This window comes from Ruminococcus sp. YE71 (assembly GCF_900119155.1).
Classification (GTDB): domain Bacteria; phylum Bacillota; class Clostridia; order Oscillospirales; family Ruminococcaceae; genus YE71.
Genome location: NZ_FPIR01000041.1, coordinates 3,296 through 4,798 on the forward strand (window position 1 = coordinate 3,296; position 1,503 = coordinate 4,798).

The following is a 1,503-nucleotide window of genomic DNA, read 5'->3' on the forward strand; positions in this document are numbered from 1 at the left end:
TCTTGACTGTGTAGTCAACGTCCTTGATAAGAACGGATGTTCCTCTCATGAGAACGAGGCAGGAAGTGTCGGCAGTTGTCTCGATCTTGAGCTTCGCGCCCTCGATCTCGTCGCCACCTGCCATTTCGGTCTTGCTAACGCTTACGGTGCCGAACTTGCGGAGTGCGTCGCAAATGGTGAGAGTCTCGCCGTCGAATACGGTGTAACCCTCGGTCGCATCGCTTGCAAACTTGTCCTTCGCGCCTGTTACCTTGATAACGTCGTCCTTGGTGTTATCCACAACGAATGTTACTTCGGATGCGAGCACGTCATACTTGTTGCCGTCAGCGTCGGTGATAGCCTTGTCGCCCTGGGTCTCGGTCAGTGTGTAAGTGCCGTTGAGCAGATACTTAATTTCAACCGACTTGTCGCCAGAAGTCCAAGTGATACCGTCGCCGTTTGCGGTGAGCTTGACGCCTGCGTTAGCCGAAGCAATCTCAGCCCACTGGCTTTCAGTAAGGGATGCGTTTGTGATGGTCAGAACCGCGTTCTGAACCTCGGTTTTGCCCGTGAGGTCGGTCTTGTTGACGGAGAGCTTAACAGCCTCGTCAATGACCTCGATCTCAGACTTGCTAACCTCGCCCTTGCTGTTGACTGTGAAATCAAAGGTGCTCTCGTTGATGACATATCCATCGGGTGCAATGGTCTCGGTCAAGGTGTAAGAGCCCTCAGCCAGTCCTGTTACAAAGGTCTTGGTCGTGCCTGTTGTGAATGTGATGGTTGTTTTGCCGTTCTTGGTCTCGACGGTGTAATCGGAGCCCTCGGTGAGGTTCTTTCCGTCGCGAGTGAGAACGACGTTGGATGTGTCTGCGGTGGTCTCGATCTTCAGCGTCGCGCCCTCGATCTCGTCGCCGCCTGCCATCTCGGTCTTGCTTACGCTTACGGTGCCGAACTTGCGAAGCGCGTCGCAGATGGTGAGAGTGTCGCCGTCGAAGACTGCGTAGCCCTCGGTTGCGTCGGTCGCAAAATCAGCCTTTGCGCCTGTTACCTTGATAACGTCAGCCTTGGTGTTATCCACAACGAACGTTACCTCGGATGCAAGCACGTCGTACTTGTTGCCGTCCGCGTCGGTGATCGCCTTGTCGCCCTGGGTCTCGGTGAGTGTGTAGGTACCATTTAATAAGTACTTGATCTCAACCGACTTGTCGCCGGAAGTCCAGGTGATGCCGTCGCCGTTTGCTGTGAGCTTAACACCAGCGTTAGCCGAAGCAATCTCAGCCCACTGTTCAGCGGTCAGGCTGGAGTTTGTGATGGTCAGAACAGCGTTCTGAACCTCGGTTTTGCCAGTGAGGTCGGTCTTGTTGACGGAGAGCTTAACAGCCTCGTCGATGACCTCGATCTCAGACTTGCTAACTTCGCCGTTGGTTACGGTGAAGTCGAAGGTGCTCTCATTGATGACATAGCCATCAGGTGCGATGGTCTCGGTCAGCGTGTAGCTGCCCTCAGCCAGTCCAGTAACGAAGG

At 54.5% G+C, this 1,503-nt stretch carries 1 protein-coding gene; it reads right to left on the reverse strand.

Annotation, left to right across the window (positions count from 1 at the left end):
• On the reverse strand, window positions 1-1,503 hold a 1,503-nt coding region (locus tag BT142_RS19355), incomplete at both ends, for a SpaA isopeptide-forming pilin-related protein (RefSeq protein ID WP_278277584.1).